Annotated in this window: 17 protein-coding genes and 5 tRNA genes; 9 read left to right on the top strand and 13 right to left on the bottom strand. The window is 71.6% G+C overall.

Translation table 11 applies throughout. The features are described 5' to 3' along the window. Positions 1-184: 184 nt before the first annotated feature. Both AB0D18_RS30070 and AB0D18_RS30065 read left to right on the top strand, forming a co-directional pair. Positions 185-598 (top strand): SsgA family sporulation/cell division regulator, encoded by a 414-nt coding sequence (locus AB0D18_RS30070; protein ID WP_003959770.1) that lies wholly within the window; start codon positions 185-187, stop codon positions 596-598. A gap of 280 nt (positions 599-878) precedes the next feature. After that, on the top strand, positions 879-1,436 hold the full coding sequence (locus AB0D18_RS30065; protein WP_362425373.1) for a CGNR zinc finger domain-containing protein: 558 nt from the start codon (positions 879-881) through the stop codon (positions 1,434-1,436). Positions 1,437-1,498: 62 nt separating this feature from the next. On the opposite strand, the gene AB0D18_RS30060 is transcribed toward AB0D18_RS30065, so the two are convergent. Continuing rightward, entirely contained in the window at positions 1,499-1,663 is a 165-nt protein-coding gene (locus AB0D18_RS30060) for a hypothetical protein (protein WP_362425370.1), read from the bottom strand. A 133-nt stretch (positions 1,664-1,796) separates the two neighbouring features. Beyond that, on the bottom strand, positions 1,797-2,258 hold the full coding sequence (locus tag AB0D18_RS30055) for a hypothetical protein (protein WP_362425464.1): 462 nt from the start codon (positions 2,256-2,258) through the stop codon (positions 1,797-1,799). Positions 2,259-2,416: 158 nt separating this feature from the next. On the opposite strand from AB0D18_RS30055, the gene AB0D18_RS30050 reads away from it, so the two are divergent. Beyond that, positions 2,417-2,944, top strand: coding sequence for a DsbA family protein (locus AB0D18_RS30050; RefSeq protein WP_362425367.1), 528 nt, complete (start codon positions 2,417-2,419; stop codon positions 2,942-2,944). 29 nt (positions 2,945-2,973) lie between these two features. On the opposite strand, the gene AB0D18_RS30045 is transcribed toward AB0D18_RS30050, so the two are convergent. The 3 genes from AB0D18_RS30045 to AB0D18_RS30035 form a co-directional block, all read right to left on the bottom strand. After that, positions 2,974-3,813, bottom strand: coding sequence for a GNAT family N-acetyltransferase (locus AB0D18_RS30045; protein ID WP_362425364.1), 840 nt, complete (start codon positions 3,811-3,813; stop codon positions 2,974-2,976). Positions 3,814-3,878: 65 nt separating this feature from the next. Beyond that, positions 3,879-4,700 carry an aminodeoxychorismate lyase gene (locus AB0D18_RS30040; RefSeq protein ID WP_362425361.1) on the bottom strand — a complete coding sequence of 274 codons (822 nt, stop codon included), beginning with the start codon at positions 4,698-4,700 and terminating at the stop codon, positions 3,879-3,881. After that, positions 4,697-5,755: a chorismate-binding protein gene (locus AB0D18_RS30035; RefSeq protein WP_362425359.1), complete on the bottom strand. Its 1,059-nt coding sequence runs from the start codon at positions 5,753-5,755 to the stop codon at positions 4,697-4,699. The genes AB0D18_RS30040 and AB0D18_RS30035 overlap by 4 nt, the downstream gene beginning before the upstream one ends. Before the next feature lie 156 nt (positions 5,756-5,911). Here AB0D18_RS30035 and AB0D18_RS30030 point away from each other — a divergent pair. The 5 genes from AB0D18_RS30030 to AB0D18_RS30010 all read left to right on the top strand — a co-directional run bounded on the left by AB0D18_RS30030 (position 5,912) and on the right by AB0D18_RS30010 (position 6,396). Beyond that, a tRNA-Gly gene (locus tag AB0D18_RS30030) sits at positions 5,912-5,984 on the top strand. A gap of 43 nt (positions 5,985-6,027) precedes the next feature. Further along, a tRNA-Cys gene (locus AB0D18_RS30025) sits at positions 6,028-6,101 on the top strand. 1 nt (position 6,102) lies between these two features. Next, positions 6,103-6,174 (top strand) — tRNA-Val (locus AB0D18_RS30020). A 39-nt stretch (positions 6,175-6,213) separates the two neighbouring features. Next, a tRNA-Val gene (locus tag AB0D18_RS30015) sits at positions 6,214-6,285 on the top strand. Positions 6,286-6,324: 39 nt separating this feature from the next. Continuing rightward, a tRNA-Val gene (locus AB0D18_RS30010) sits at positions 6,325-6,396 on the top strand. A gap of 64 nt (positions 6,397-6,460) precedes the next feature. Here the strand turns inward: AB0D18_RS30010 and AB0D18_RS30005 are convergent. The 6 genes from AB0D18_RS30005 to AB0D18_RS29980 form a co-directional block, all read right to left on the bottom strand. Continuing rightward, a complete protein-coding gene (locus AB0D18_RS30005) occupies positions 6,461-6,586 on the bottom strand; it encodes a hypothetical protein (protein WP_362425356.1) in 126 nt (41 codons plus the stop codon). Next, on the bottom strand, positions 6,564-7,952 hold the full coding sequence (locus AB0D18_RS30000; RefSeq protein WP_362425353.1) for an OFA family MFS transporter: 1,389 nt from the start codon (positions 7,950-7,952) through the stop codon (positions 6,564-6,566). Before AB0D18_RS30000 ends, AB0D18_RS30005 begins: the two co-directional genes overlap by 23 nt. Before the next feature lie 147 nt (positions 7,953-8,099). Further along, positions 8,100-8,408 (bottom strand): zf-TFIIB domain-containing protein, encoded by a 309-nt coding sequence (locus tag AB0D18_RS29995; RefSeq protein ID WP_362425350.1) that lies wholly within the window; start codon positions 8,406-8,408, stop codon positions 8,100-8,102. Positions 8,409-8,507: 99 nt separating this feature from the next. Continuing rightward, positions 8,508-9,617: an aminoglycoside phosphotransferase family protein gene (locus AB0D18_RS29990; protein WP_362425347.1), complete on the bottom strand. Its 1,110-nt coding sequence runs from the start codon at positions 9,615-9,617 to the stop codon at positions 8,508-8,510. Positions 9,618-9,975: 358 nt separating this feature from the next. After that, complete coding sequence (locus AB0D18_RS29985; protein ID WP_362425344.1) at positions 9,976-10,194, bottom strand: hypothetical protein; 219 nt, start codon at positions 10,192-10,194, stop codon at positions 9,976-9,978. A 238-nt stretch (positions 10,195-10,432) separates the two neighbouring features. Further along, entirely contained in the window at positions 10,433-10,681 is a 249-nt protein-coding gene (locus AB0D18_RS29980; RefSeq protein ID WP_362425341.1) for a hypothetical protein, read from the bottom strand. Positions 10,682-10,912: 231 nt separating this feature from the next. On the opposite strand from AB0D18_RS29980, the gene AB0D18_RS29975 reads away from it, so the two are divergent. Beyond that, the gene (locus AB0D18_RS29975) at positions 10,913-12,253 is read left to right on the top strand and encodes a protein kinase (RefSeq protein WP_362425338.1); all 1,341 of its coding nucleotides are present in this window, start codon (positions 10,913-10,915) and stop codon (positions 12,251-12,253) included. Between the two features lie 34 nt (positions 12,254-12,287). On the opposite strand, the gene AB0D18_RS29970 is transcribed toward AB0D18_RS29975, so the two are convergent. Both AB0D18_RS29970 and cobA read right to left on the bottom strand, forming a co-directional pair. Then, on the bottom strand, positions 12,288-13,106 hold the full coding sequence (locus tag AB0D18_RS29970) for an RNA methyltransferase (RefSeq protein ID WP_362425335.1): 819 nt from the start codon (positions 13,104-13,106) through the stop codon (positions 12,288-12,290). 96 nt (positions 13,107-13,202) lie between these two features. Continuing rightward, complete coding sequence (gene cobA, locus AB0D18_RS29965) at positions 13,203-14,525, bottom strand: uroporphyrinogen-III C-methyltransferase (protein WP_362425332.1); 1,323 nt, start codon at positions 14,523-14,525, stop codon at positions 13,203-13,205. Between the last annotated feature and the right edge of the window lie 255 nt (positions 14,526-14,780).

The following is a 14,780-nucleotide window of genomic DNA, read 5'->3' as shown; positions in this document are numbered from 1 at the left end:
CAACTTACCCGAGCGCGCCCCTTCACCGGAATAGCCGTAAGGGTCAACCCCCGGCTCGGCCGTACGAGCGACCTCAAGAGACTCAAAACACTCATAAGGGTTTACAACAGCACTGTAGGTGGCATGTCGATTTCGCCGACGTGCGAATCCCCGAGCGCACACTGAGCGAAAGGCCCTGGCGCTTATGAACACCACGGTCAGCTGCGAGCTGCACCTGCGCCTCGTTGTGTCGAGCGAGTCATCACTGCCTGTACCCGCGGGCCTGCGGTACGACACGGCCGATCCCTATGCCGTGCATGCCACCTTCCACACCGGAGCCGAGGAAACGGTCGAGTGGGTCTTCGCCCGCGATCTCCTCGCCGAGGGCCTGCACCGGCCCACCGGAACCGGCGACGTCCGAGTCTGGCCGTCCCGGAGCCACGGTCAGGGCGTTGTCTGCATCGCCCTGAGCTCACCGGAGGGCGAGGCCCTGCTCGAAGCCCCGGCGCGGGCCCTCGAGTCGTTCCTGAAGAGGACGGATGCCGCAGTGCCACCCGGCACTGAACACCGGCACTTCGACCTCGACACGGAGCTCTCTCACATCCTGGCCGAAAGCTGAGCCAGGTCGAGAGTCGTTCATCGCCGTCCGACTCGGGGCGACGGCGCGGGACGGACAACCTCATAGGGACAACTTCATAGGTCAGGCACCGGCGCCGTCGTCGCGGAATCCACCGCGGCGGCGGCGCCGCTGCGTCCGCTCCCCCTGCTTCCCCCCTGCTTCCCCCCTGCCTCTACCTGCTTCCCCCCGCGGGACACTGTCCGTAGCGCTTCCGGTACGAGCGGCTAGAGTCGGCCAGCATCGGCGGGCACCGGCCCGCAGCAGGCCAGGGAGCCCCAACGTGCTGATCCCCCACGACACCCGGAAAGCCCTCGACGTCGTCGTCGACCTGGTGAACACCGCGCCGGAGAGCGAACAGGGCGACCGCCTGACGGACGTCGAGGCGCTGAGCGCCTTCGCACGGCTCCACGACGTCAGCGACGTGGGCAGACTCGGCGAGAGCGATCTGCGGGCCGTACGGGACGTGCGGGGGCGCTTCGCGGAGGTGTTCGAGGCGTCCGACCCCCGGGCCGCCGCCGAACTCATCAACCAGCTGGTGGCGGCGGCCGGCACGACGCCCCGGCTGACCGACCACGACGGCTTCGACTGGCACGTGCACTACTTCGCGCCCGGCGCCTCCATGGCGGACCACCTCGCGGCGGACTGCGGGATGGCGCTGGCCTTCATCGTTGTCTCGGGCGAGCAGGAGCGGCTGCGGCGCTGCGAGGCGCCGGACTGCCGGCGCGCGTTCGTCGATCTGTCGCGCAACCGCTCGCGGCGCTACTGCGACAGCCGCACCTGCGGGAACCGGCTGCACGTGGCGGCCTACCGGGCGCGGCGCAAGGAAGCCTCCGGCTGAACGGCACCGGTCGGGGCCGCGAAGGTCCGGGCCGGTCAGGGCTGAGTCGGTCGAGGCGCGGGTCAGTCCAGGAAGAGGTCATGGACCGCTCCCATCATGAGCAGCGTGCCGATCAGCGCGAGGAAGATCATCAGGGGCGGCTGGGAGAGCGCGAAGAGGCACCCGCGCGCTTCTTCGTCGGGGACGGGTGCGGGAGCGGCGCCTTCGTCGGCGGAGGTCTGGAGCATCTCCGGGCGATCATGGCGCAGCCCGGTGGTACGGAATGACCAACACGCCCACTATCGGCGGCAGTTCATTGGATTCCGTGTAAATCCACAATCGCTCCGGTGTCCGAGCCGCCAGGCTCGCGGGCGGATCCCGTCAGATCCCGTGCTTCTTCAGGATCGCCTCGATGTCGGAGAAGTCCTCGTCGGCCTTCTTCGGCTGTTGGGCAGCGGCGGCCGGTGCCGGTGCCGCCGCGGGGGCCGCTGCCTGGCGGCCGGTGCCCAGCGAGGGTGCCGATGCGGCCGGGGCGACCGCCTCGCGCTGCGCCGCCTTCGCGGCCTTGCGCTCCTTGCGGGTGCCGCCGGTGCGCCGCTCGACGGCCCGGGTCGTCATGAACAGCAGCCAGGCCACGCCGAGCACGCCGAAGCCCGCCCACACGACCGGCTTGAAGACCATGCCGGAGATCCAGCCCACGGCCCCGGTCATGACCAGGCCGACGGGGACCAGCGAGTAGGCGGCCAGCCTGGTCGCGGCCAGGAAGCGCTTGCGGTACGCGGTGATCGCGGCGATGCCCAGACCGGCGGCGGACACCGCGGAGCAGACTGTCTCGACCAGCAGCATCGGTCCTCCAGCGGTGGAAAGTACGGTCCCCTCCATCCTGCACCGCCATCGCCGGGTGCGGCCATCCTCGGGCCCGGTCTCAGGGAGATCTCCGGGGCGCGCTCCTCCCCAGGTCCCGGTTGGGGCCGCCGGCGTACGACTGGGAGACTGGCCCCATGAGCACCCCCTCTCCCGCCGCTCCCGTCTCCCCCGTCGTCCTCGACGTCTGGTGCGAGCTCCAGTGCCCCGACTGCCACACCGCCCTCACCGACCTCGCCGCGCTGCGGGCCAGGTACGGCGACCGGCTGGACGTTCGACTGCGGCACTTCCCGCTGGAGAAGCACGCGCACGCGTACGACGCCGCGCAGGCCGCCGAGGAGGCGTTCGCACAGGGCAAGGGCTGGGCGTACGTGGAAGCGGTGCTCGCGCGCACCGAAGAGCTGGGCGGACGCGGGCAGCAGCTCCTGCTGGACGTGGCGCGTGAACTCGGCCTGGACGCCGAGGAGTTCGACACCGCCCTGATCGACGGGCGGCACATGCTGATCGTGGACGCCGACCAGGCGGAGGGCAAGGCGATCAAGGTGACGGGCACGCCGACGTACGAGATCGGCGGGCAGCTCCTCGACGCCAGCAAGGACCAGAGCGGTGTGCGGACGCGCATCGAGGAGATCGCCGACCGGCTGCTGGCCGAGCAGAACGGCTGACGCGACGGCTGACGGGCCCCGGCCGGCGGCTAGAGCAGCTGCTTGTAGGTGTACAGGGACGTCGTGCGGAATCCGAGGGATTCGTAGAGGCGCAGGGCCGGGGTGTTTCCGGTGAAGACGTGCAGGCCGAGCCGGGTTTCGCCGACCTGAAGGGCGATCCGCTCGGCCAGCGCCATCAGGGCTCGCCCGTACCCCCTGCCGCGCTGCTCCTCGACGACCTCGACGTCGTACACGAAGGCGGCCCACTCGCCTGGCTGGATCTCGTGCCGTCCGACCCACAGCAGGCCGACGCTCTCGCCGTCGTGCAGGAGGTGGCTGATCCAGGTGTGCGGGGTGGCGAGGCCGCCGGGCAGGAACTTGCGCTCGCTGGCCTCGGACTTGGCACGGGCCTGTTCTGCGGAGAGGCCCCGGTCGAGCCAGCTCTGCGCGAAGCTCACCGACTCCTTCTGCCGCCAGGCGTCGTACTCGGCCTGCGACAGGGGGCGGACCGTCACGTCCGCGGGCAGGGCGGGCGGCTGGGAGGGCAGGGTCTTGACCATGTTGCGGCTGCGTTCGACGTAGCCGAGGGCCGTCACCAACTGCCGTGCGGGCTCGGCGTCCGCCGGTACCGAGACGGTGACCTGGTCGCATCCCCACCCTCGCAGCACCTCCTCCGCGGCGAGGGCGGCCACCGTGCCGCGGCCCCGGCGGCGGTCCGCCTCGTCGATTCGGAGCGAAGTGATCCGGCCGACCTTGGTGCCGAAGTCGGGCACGGTCTCGATGTGCGCGGTGCCGACGGGACGGCTGTTCACACACACTTCGTAGTGGCGCGAGCGCGCACCGTCAGCGCTGGTCCGGAGCGGCCCGGTCGGCCGTAGAGTCGTGGTCATCACGGGAGTTGTACCCCTACCGGGCCCGCTCGTCATCACGTTTTACGGGTCGGAGTCGTCGCCTTTTACGGGTCGAGGTCGTCGCCCGCGCGCTCGTCGAAGACGCGCATCGCCTTGGCGGTCACCGGTCCCGGCACGCCCGGCAGTTCACGCCCGTCGACGCGGTGGACGGCCTGCACGTCACGCAGGGTGGAGGTCAGGAAGATCTCCTCGGCCTGTTCCAGCACGTCGAACGGCAGGTCGGCCTCCCGGGCGCCGGCCCATTCGACGGCGAGCGCCCGGGTGATGCCCGCCAGGCAGCCGGAGGCGACCGGCGGGGTGAGGAGCTGTCCGTCGAGGACGACGAAGACATTGGATCCGGTGCCCTCGCAGAGCCGTCCGACGGTGTTCGCGAACAGGGCCTCGGAGGCGCCGTGTTCGCGTGCGCGGGCGAGCGCGACGACGTTTTCGGCGTACGAGGTGGTCTTGAGCCCGGCGAGGGCGCTGCGCTCGTTGCGCGTCCAGGGGACGGTGACGACGGCGGTGGAGTCGGGGCGGCGGACGGTCTCGCCGAGGGCGACGATCAGCGTCGGGACGGCGTCGCCGCGGTCCGAACCGAGCGGGGAGACACCTCCGGTGTACGTGACACGGAGCCGGCCCAGCGGCATCGGGTTGGCGTCCAGCACGACGGCGCAGGCGCGGCGGACCTCGTCGAGGTCGGGGTCGGGCAGGCCGAGTCCGCGGGCGGAGGTGGTGAGGCGGTTCAGGTGGCGGGTGAGCGCGAAGGCCTTCCCGTCCACCGCCTTCATCGTCTCGAAGACGCCGTCGCCCACGGTCATCCCGTGGTCGAGGACGGAAACGCGGGCAGCGTCGGCGTCGACCAGTGCCCCATTGACCCAAACCTTCATGACGTGGCCTTCTCTCTCACTGTCACCTCGTACGCACCCGACGCTACCGCGAGCAGTCTGGACGCTTTGAGTTCGGTCTCCGCCCACTCCCGCTCGGGGTCGGAACCCCAGGTGATGCCCGCTCCCGTACCGAAGCGCAGGAACGGTCCGCCGGGCGCCGTACGGTCGATCCAGAAGGTACGGATGCCGACGGCCAGCGCGCCGGTGCCGCGGTCGGCGTCGACCCAGCCGATGCCGCCGCAGTAGGGGCCGCGCGGTGCGGTCTCCAGCGCCTCGATGATCTTCAGCGCGCTGGCCTTGGGGGCGCCGGTGACGGAGCCGGGCGGGAAAGTGGCGGCCAGCAGAGCGCCCCAGCCCTGCCCGGGGGCCAGCTCGGCGCGCACGGTGGAGACGAGGTGGACAAGGCCGGGGTGCGGCTCGACCTCGCAGAGTTGCGGGACGGTGACGGATCCGGTGACGGCGACGCGGCCCAGGTCGTTGCGGACCAGGTCGACGATCATCACGTTCTCGGCGTGGTCCTTCTCCAGGAGGTCCGCCGCCGTCCTCCCCGTCCCCTTGATGGGCCCGGACTCCACGAGATTGCCCTCGCGCCGCAGGTACAGCTCGGGGGACGCGGTGGCTATTTCTACGCCGTGTGCGGGCAGCCGAATCGTTCCTGCGTACGGCGCCGGATTGCCCCGGGCGAGCAGCGCGGTCAGGGCGTCGACGTCCGCGCCCGGGTCGACGGGCGCGCTCAGCACCCGGCAGAGGTTGGCCTGGTAGACCTCCCCCTTCGCGATGTGCTCGCGGATGCGGCGTACGCCCGCGGTGTAGGAGGCGCGGTCCAGGGAAGTCGTCCAGCCGGTGACGGCGGGGCCACGCCAGGCGCCGGGGACGGGGGCAGGTACCGGCTCCGTCCGGACGTCGCCGAAGCGGGCACAGACGAGCCGGCCTTCGAAGTCGGCGGCGACGGCCCAGAAGCCGGTGGAGTCGAGGGCCGCCGGATCGCTGGTGACATCACGCAGATCGGAGGCGACAAGGCCACCGAAGCGGGCCAAAGAGGGGAGGTCGGACACGACTCCGAGTCTATGGCGGGGACAGAGCCGCCACCTGCGGGCGCGAGAGCGCCGGAGACAGCGCAGCACGCTGCACAAACGCGTTTTTGTGCTGGCCCAGGAATCCGCTAGAGTTCAACACGTCGCCGGGACACGCAAGTGAAACGGACAAGACAGGCGGACGTAGCTCAGCTGGTAGAGCACCACCTTGCCAAGGTGGATGTCGCGAGTTCGAATCTCGTCGTCCGCTCGATAGTGGGGGGATCATCCCGATACCCTTGCTGCACACTCCTGGTGGAGTGGCCGAGAGGCGAGGCAACGGCCTGCAAAGCCGTCTACACGGGTTCAAATCCCGTCTCCACCTCCAAGCGCGATTAGCTCAGCGGGAGAGCGCTTCCCTGACACGGAAGAGGTCACTGGTTCAATCCCAGTATCGCGCACGCAGCACAACCGAAAATGTGGCCCGCATGGGCCGTCCCGCGCGATTAGCTCAGCGGGAGAGCGCTTCCCTGACACGGAAGAGGTCACTGGTTCAATCCCAGTATCGCGCACGCAGTACGAGGCAAGATCAGGTCTTCACAGGCCGTCCCGCGCGATTAGCTCAGCGGGAGAGCGCTTCCCTGACACGGAAGAGGTCACTGGTTCAATCCCAGTATCGCGCACCGCAGTTGAAGCCCCCGGCCGGATTCGGTCGGGGGCTTCTTCGTATGCGCCGCTCCCCCGCCGTCAGCCGGTGAAGAGCTGGGTGGCCTTGCGGATGAGTTCGTACAGGCCGTAGGCGAAGGGCAGCAGGACCCACAGCCAGACGGTGAAGGCGAGGGCCCGGGGGCTACGGCTGCGGGGCTGCTGCATGGGCGGGGGTTCCTTCCTCGGAGGGCCGCGGTTGCGGCTGCGGCTCGTGGAATCGCGGGTTGACGGGGCGTACGAGCTCATTGGCGGCGAAGCCCACCAGGAGCAGGCCGATCATGATGTACATCGAGGTCGTGTAGAGGCCGGGGCCGCTGTGGCCCGCCTTCTCCTGGCTGTCGGCGACCTGGTTGACGATCAGCGGGCCGAGGACGCCGGCGGTCGACCAGGCGGTGAGCAGGCGGCCGTGGATCGCGCCGACCTGGTAGGTGCCGAAGAGGTCCTTGAGGTACGCGGGAATGGTGGCGAAGCCGCCGCCGTAGAAGGACAGGATCACCAGCGCGCAGACGATGAAGAGGGGCTTGGAGTCGTTGCCGAAGTGGGCGAGCGCGAGGTACATCAGCGCGCCGGCACCGAGGTAGACGCGGTACATGGACTTGCGGCCGATGAGGTCGGAGGTGGAGGCCCAGAGGATGCGGCCGGTCATGTTCGCGAGGGAGAGCAGGGCGACGAAGCCCGCCGCCGCGGAGGCCGAGACGGGGGTGGGGGTGCTCGCGAAATAGTCCTTGATCATGGGGGCGGCTTTTTCGAGGATGCCGATGCCGGCGGTGACGTTCAGGCACAGGACCACCCACAGGAACCAGAACTGCGGGGTGCGCAGGGCGTTGCGGGCCGAGACGTCGGCGGTGGTGACCAGGGTGCGGACCTTGGTACTGGGCTGCCGTCCCGCCGGTTTCCAGTCCGGGGCGGGGACGCGGACCAGCAGGACGCCGAGCGACATGAAGGCGGCGTACGCCAGGCCCATCACGAGGAAGGTGGTGGCGATGCCGGAGCTGCCGTCCGGCTTGTCGCCGCCGAAGAATTCGAGCAGCTGGGACGACCAGGGCGAGGCGATGAGGGCGCCGCCGCCGAAGCCCATGATGGCGATGCCGGTGGCCATGCCCGGCCTGTCGGGGAACCACTTCATGAGGGTGGAGACCGGGGAGATGTAACCGATGCCCAGGCCGATGCCGCCGACAAAGCCGTAGCCGAGGACGATCAGCCAGTACTGGTGGGTGGCTGCGCCGAGGGCGGAGATCAGGAAGCCGGAGGAGAAGCAGACGAGGGAGACGAACATGGCCCAGCGGGGGCCGTTGCGCTCGACGAGCGTGCCGCCGAACGCGGCGGACAGGCCGAGCATGACGATGCCCAGCTGGAAGGGGAGGGCGCTCTGGGTGCCGGAGAGGTGGAGCGACGATTCGAGCGGGGGCTTGAACACGCTCCAGGCGTAGGCCTGGCCGATGGAGAGGTGGACGGAGAGGGCGGCGGGCGGCACCAGCCAGCGGCTCCAGCCGGGCGGGGCGACTGTCCGGGCCCTGTCGAGGAAGGTCATGAGGCCGAACCCTAGGGAGGAGAAGGGGGGTTGGGCCAGGCGCCCGGACCGGGGGTCGTGACGATGACGATTCCCCCGGCCCGGCCGGGCTGCGGGCGGGTCTCAGCGCGTCAAAACGTCAGGGCGTCAGGCGTCAGGCGTCAGGCGTCAGGAGGAGAAGAGCATCCGGCCGAAGCCCTTCTGGCGGTGGTGGCTGCCGTAGTGGCCGCCGTGACTCCCGTGACCGCCGTGACCGCCGTGCTGCGGGGCGCCCCAGGCGGGGGCCGGGGCGGCGGGGTACGCCTGCGGGGGTACGGGCGGCGGCGGGGCCTGCTGGGACCACTGGGACTCCATGCGGGTCAGTGACTCCAGCTCGCCGTAGTCCAGGAAAATGCCGCGGCAGTTGCTGCACTGCTCGATCTGGACGCCGTTGCGGTTGTACGTGTGCATGGGGGCGTGACACTTGGGACAGTGCATGGTCGTCCTCACTCCTCGGAGTTGGTGCGGTGGGGCTCGGGTGCGAGTCCTGGTTCTGGTGCACCGCCCGGATGCATGCCCGGCGGCAGGAGATTCACCCTACGACGGAGGATGCCGGTCCCACTCGGGCGGGAGAGCCGCGATCCGGGCACAGGAGTCGAGCATCAGCTGCTCGACCTCGTCGAGGGGGCGTTGTTCGGCCGCCGACTTGGCGAGGGCGAGGGCCGCCGTCTGGACCGTCAGTGCGCGCGCAGCGACGTCGAGTTGCGGCCACGGGTCGCCGTACGGAGGTACGGCAGGGCCGTCGGCCTCCCGATATGCGGCGAGGAAGCTCTGCCAGACATCAGGGGGGAGCAGGCCGGCTGCGTACCAGGCGGCGGGACGGGCCAGGTCCCAAGTGGGGTCGCCGAGGCCGAGGTCGTCGATGTCGATGAGGTGCCAGGGACCGTCGGGGGCGGGGTGGCGGACGAGCTGGCCGAGGTGGAGGTCGCCGTGGCAGAGGACGGCATGCATCTGGCCCCGCGGGGCGGGGACTTCGTTCCTGGCCCAGGCGGGGAGGCGGTGCCAGGCGTGCAGGACGGTTTGGCACGGGGTGATTGCTCCGGGTGCTTCGGGCGGGGTGGCTGCTCCGGACGCCTGGCACGGGGTGGTTGTTCCGGGCGCTTGGTGCGGGGTGGTTGTTCCGGGCGCTTGGTGCGGGGTGACTGTCCCGGGCGCTGGGTGCGGGACGGCCAGCATGCGGGCCACTGCACGGGCCGCTTTGGCGGGGCCGCGCATGGGTGGGAGCGGCGCGGGGAGCGCGGCGGTGTCGGTGCGGTGCAGGCGGGCGAGGAGTGCGGCGGTCTCCTCCCAGGGGGCGGCATCCGGATCCTCCGGGTCGACCGGGGCGCCGTAGGGCCACGCGGTGAGAGGCCGGCCGTCGGCCTGTGCGGTGCCGGTGCCCGTGCCGGTGGGGAGCGGGGGCAGGAGGACTCCGGCGAGCAGGGGGTGGGCGGCCACCGCCGTACGTACCGCCAGGGCGGCGGGGTCGGTGTCCGGGGCGTGCGCCTTGGCGACGAGGGGGCCGTGCCGGACAACGCTCCCGTCGGGACGGTCGGCGAGGACGCGAAGGGTCTCGGGAGCGTGAGGGCAGGGGGCGAGTGCCTCGCCGGAGGGGTGCGCGGTGGCGGCAGCCAGGGCGGCAAGGGTTGCTGTGACGGGTGTGGCCATGGGTCCCCCGGGAGGTGATGCGGTGCGATCGGGAGCGTATGCGGGGCGTGGAGCACGGCAGGGGCCGGGGGTGGGGAACCTGAGCGGGGGTGCGGTAGGCCTGGGGGAACGGGGTGCGTACCGGGTTCGGTGGGACCGCGGGGTGCGCCAGGGGGAGGACCGCGGGGGCGGCCGGGGGCGCGGAGGGACCGCGGGGCCGGGTTCGGGGCTGGGGTGGAAGGGTCCGGACACACGTTTGCCCGGACAGCTCCCCAGCTGTCCGGGCAAACTCAGCCGTCCGCCGCACCCCCGTCCCCACGGGGCTGATGGGCCTGGTGTTGTCCCGTCCCGGACCGCTCTTCCGGGACGGGGGCGCCGCTCAGCGCCCCAGCAACATGCCCACGGACGACGCTTGTGTGACCACCGCTTCCCAGCCTCCGAAGAGGAAGAGGAGCAGGGCCGCCAGGGGGAGGACCATGGCCGTTGCCACCAGGGGGTGGCGCGGGCCCGAGCGGCGTCCGCCGAACGCGGCGAAAGCGCGGCCGCGGACACGGATCGCATGCGAGCGAATCATCGTCCTCGATGCCGTGTCCGCCATGGTCCCTCTCCTGTCGTCTGGTAAGCGGCGGGTGTCTGACCTCGGGGGACGAGTGCTGCACCCACCGCTTGATTTCAAGATTAGGGGCGGGTGCGGCCCCGGTCGTCATGCCCTCGTACCGATTGACTGGCCTCCCGGAGGATGACCTACCGGGTGACGGCGTACTCCCCTGGGTGGAGAGCGGGGTGGACCTGTCGGGGTCTTCCCCGAGGGGTCGGCAGGGGGCACTCCCCCGACGTCATTCCGCGGTGGTGCGCCGTTCCGAGGCGTCCTCCCTGGGGACCGGCTGCTCGACCAGGGCGAGCACCCGGGTGGCCATGAAGCGTGCGGTGCGCACGACGCCTCCGCTGCGGGTGACTTCACTCACTTCCACCACCCCCCTGCGGACCGCCGTCTCGACCCTTCGGCCTGCCCTGCTGGCCACCATTTCGTACGTCCGAGTGGTGTCTCCGGCGTCCACCACTATCTCGACCCGATCACCCTTCATTGATCCAATCCCCCTTCTGCTGTTGCCCGTTGGGATTGAGCAGGGGTCAGGAAGATGCGAACGCACGTTCCCTGACCACTCTTCAAGTTTCGCACCCGGCACTGACAATCGATCGATTCGGGCGGGTGTGGCCTATGAGCACACCGCGCCACGGGTACGTAAGCTGTGCCACGTCGAACGGACCGGTCAGCAGTGGGGTGGGGGAGGCCCCACCGGAGGTAGGGGACGGACATGGCGATGATGCGGCTCCGGCGCGAGGACCCGCGTGTCGTCGGCTCGTTCAGGATTCACCGACGGCTCGGTGCGGGCGGCATGGGCGTCGTCTACCTGGGCTCGGACCGGCGGGGCCAGCGGGTCGCGCTGAAGGTGATCCGGCCGGACCTGGCGGAGGATCAGGAATTCAGATCGCGTTTCGCCCGCGAGGTGTCCGCCGCCCGGCGGATCAGGGGCGGGTGCACGGCGCGGCTGGTGGCCGCCGATCTGGACGCGGACCGGCCGTGGTTCGCGACGCAGTACGTACCGGGGCCCTCGCTGCACGACCGGGTGGCCGAGGAAGGTTCGCTGATCGCCGCCGAGGTCGCGTCGATCGGGGCCGCACTGGCCGAGGGGCTGGTGGCCGTTCACGAGGCGGGGGTCGTGCACCGCGACTTGAAGCCGTCGAACATCCTGCTCTCTCCCAAGGGCCCCCGCATCATCGACTTCGGCATCGCGTGGGCGACGGGTGCGAGCACGCTGACGCACGTCGGGACCGCGGTGGGCTCGCCCGGCTTCCTGGCACCCGAGCAGGTGCGCGGGGCCGCCGTCACCGCGGCGACGGACGTCTTCGCGCTGGGCGCCACGCTGGCGTACGCGGCGACCGCCGACTCGCCGTTCGGGCAGGGCAGTTCCGAGGTCATGCTCTACCGGGTCGTGCACGAGGAGCCGCTCCTCGACGGGGTGCCGGACGCGCTGGCTCCGCTGGTCCGGGCCTGTCTGTCGAAGGAGCAGGAGGAACGTCCCAGCACGCTCCAGCTGTCGATGCGGCTCAAGGAGATCGCGGCGCGGGAGGCGCAGGGCGGCGGACCGGAGAAGCGGCCTCCGGCCCAGCGCGCTCCGGCCACCGACTCCTGCGCCGACCAGCGGACCCAGCGGACCACCCAGCAGCGTCGTTCCGGCGAGCAGCAGCGGCCGGAGGGTGCGCCCCAGCCGGAGTCGCGGGGGTCCGCCGCGCAGGCGCCCCGCGGCACGTCCTCCCGTACCACGGGGCCTTCCTCGTCACGCAACGGATCGGCGCCCGGCGCGCGGAACACCACGCGGTCCGGGGCCGCCCGCAAGGGCACCCGGCCGGGGGCCAGGCCGACTTCGGGCGGCAGGCTGCGGCCCGCGAACCCGCGGCTGCTGCGGCAGCGGCTGGTGGTGTTCGTGGTGGTGACACTGCTGGTCGCGCTGGGCATCGCCGCCGCACAGGGGTGCCAGGGGCCGTCCCGCGGGCTGGGTTACGACGTACCGGTGAAGGCCGTGTCTGCCATGAACGCCATGCCTGCCGTGCCTGCCATGCCTGTCGGGACGGCCGAGGGCTCCCAGCGGCTGTAGCGCGGCGGGCCCGGCGGTCCCCGGAGGTTCGGGTTCAGGCCTGGGGGCGGCCCGTGGTCACCGCGTAGAACGAGACCGCGGCCGCCGCGCCGACGTTGAGCGAATCGACGCCGTGCGCCATGGGGATACGCACCCACTCGTCAGCCGCGCGCAGGGCGCGGGTGGACAGGCCGTCGCCCTCGGCTCCCAGCATCAGGGCCACCCGGTCCATGGTGTGCGGGGCCACCTCGTCGAGGGAGCGCGCCTTGTCGGCGGGGGTGAGTGCGAGGAGGGTGAAACCGGCCTCGCGGACCGTTTCCAGGTCTCCGGGCCAGCTCTCCAGGCGTGCGTACGGTACGGAGAAGACCGCACCCATCGAGACCTTGACGGATCGCCGGTAGAGCGGGTCCGCGCAGTCCGGGGAGAGCAGGACGGCGTCCATGCCGAGAGCGGCGGCGCTGCGGAAGATCGCGCCGATGTTGGTGTGGTCGTTCACGGACTCCATCACCACGACCCGGCGGGCGGTGGTGAGGAGTTCGGCGGCCGTGGGGAGTGGCTTGCGCTGCATGGAGGCGAGGGCGCCGCGGTGCACGTGGTACCCGGTGACCCGCTCGGCGAGGTCCGGGCTCACCGCGTACACCGGGGCCGGGACCTCGTCGATGACGTCGCGCATCACGTCGACCCACTTGGCGGAGAGCAGCATCGACCGCATCTCGTAACCGGCCTGGCGGGCCCGTCTGATGACCTTCTCGCCCTCGGCGATGAACAGGCCCTCGGCGGGCTCGCGGCGGCGCCGGAGCTCCACGTCGGTCAGGCCCGTGTAGTCGCTCAGGCGCGGGTCGTCGGGGTCGTCGATGGTGAGGAGATCGGCCACAGGGTGATACTGCCTTGTCGTGGGTGCGGTGCCCAAGGGGGCGGGAGCGGTTTGTTACCCGTGGTTACCCGGGCTGTTCGGCGGTGCCGGGGCCGTTCAGTGCTGCTGGGGCCGGTCGGCGGTGCTGAGGGGGTTCAGCGTCGTGCCTGGGCCGTTCAGCGAGACCACGTCGCCGATGACGATGACCGCGGGCGGCCGTACGTTCTCGGCCTTGGCCGTCGTACCGACCGTGGCGAGGGTGGCGTCGACGCGGCGCTGGGTCGCCATCGTGCCCTCCTGGATGATCGCGACGGGGGTCTCGGGGGCGCGGCCGTGGGCGACCAGGGCCTCGGCGATGGCGCCGATGCGCTCGACCGCCATGAGCAGCACCAGGGTGCCGCGGAGACGTGCGAGGGCTTCCCAGTCGACGAGGGAGCGCGGGTCGTCGGGGGCGACGTGACCGCTGACCACGGTGAACTCGTGGGCGACGCCGCGGTGCGTGACCGGGATGCCGGCCGCCCCGGGGACGCTGATGGTGCTGGAGATGCCGGGTACGACGGTGCAGGCGATGCCCTCGGCGGCGAGCGCCTGGGCCTCTTCCATGCCGCGGCCGAAGACGAAGGGGTCGCCGCCCTTGAGGCGTACGACCGTCTTGCCCTGCTTGGCGTGGTCGATGAGGGCCTGGTTGATGGCCTCCTGGGCCATGAAGCGGCCGTACGGGATCTTCGCCGCGTCGATGACCTCGACGTGCGGCGGGAGCTCGTCGAGGAGGTCGCGGGGGCCGAGACGGTCGGCGATGACGACGTCGGCCTCGGCGAGGAGGCGGCGGCCGCGCACGGTGATCAGGTCGGGGTCGCCGGGGCCGCCGCCGACCAGGTGGACGCGGGGCGCTTCACCGACCGTACGGGCGCGGTGGTGCGGGGCGGCCAGGCTGCCGTCGCGCAGGCCCTCGACGACGGCGTCGCGGACCGCGGCGGAGCGGCGCGGGTCGTGGCCGGTGAGGATCGCGACGGTGACGCCGTCGGAGCGGCCGGTGGCGGGGGTCCAGGCGGTGGCGGCTTCGGCGTCGTCGGAGCGGACACACCAGGTGCGGGTGCGTTCGGCCTCGGCGGAGGCGGCGGTGTTGGCGGCGGGGTCGCTGGAGGCGACGAGCGCGTACCAGGTGTCGGCGAGGTCGCCGTCCTCGTAGCGGCGGCGCTCCCAGGCGATCTCGCCGGCCTCGGCCATGGCCTCCACGGAGGGGGTCGCCGAGGGCGAGATCAGGGTGATGTCCGCGCCGGCCGCTATGAGGGCGGGGAGGCGGCGCTGGGCGACCTGGCCGCCGCCGATGACGACGGTGCGGCGGCCGGAGAGGCGGAGGCCGACGGGGTAGGCGGGGGCCTCCGCCTCTCCGGCCGGGGTTTCGGGGGTGTGCGGGTCGCCTGCGGTGTGCGCGGTCATGGGTGCGGCTCCTCGGGAGGGGCGGGCTCGATTCCCGCGGGAGGGGTCGGGGGCCGCTGCGGCGGTGGAGCGGCGCTGGTGGGGCGGGGTTTTGGGCCCTGAGAGCCTTACTTTACGGGGCGGGGGTTGGGGGGCGCTGGGCGGGCGCGAGGGCGGGCGGTCGGGGGGAGGGTGCGCTCCGCGTGGGGCCGCCCCCTTGCCCACCCGTCCCGCCCCCGGGGGGCGGCCCCGCTGCCCAAGGAGGCTGACGATAGG

This window comes from Streptomyces sp. NPDC048442 (genome assembly GCF_040651475.1).
Lineage (GTDB): Bacteria > Actinomycetota > Actinomycetes > Streptomycetales > Streptomycetaceae > Streptomyces.
Note: the sequence above shows the minus strand (reverse complement) of the source record. Positions and strands in the feature narration are given on the sequence as shown.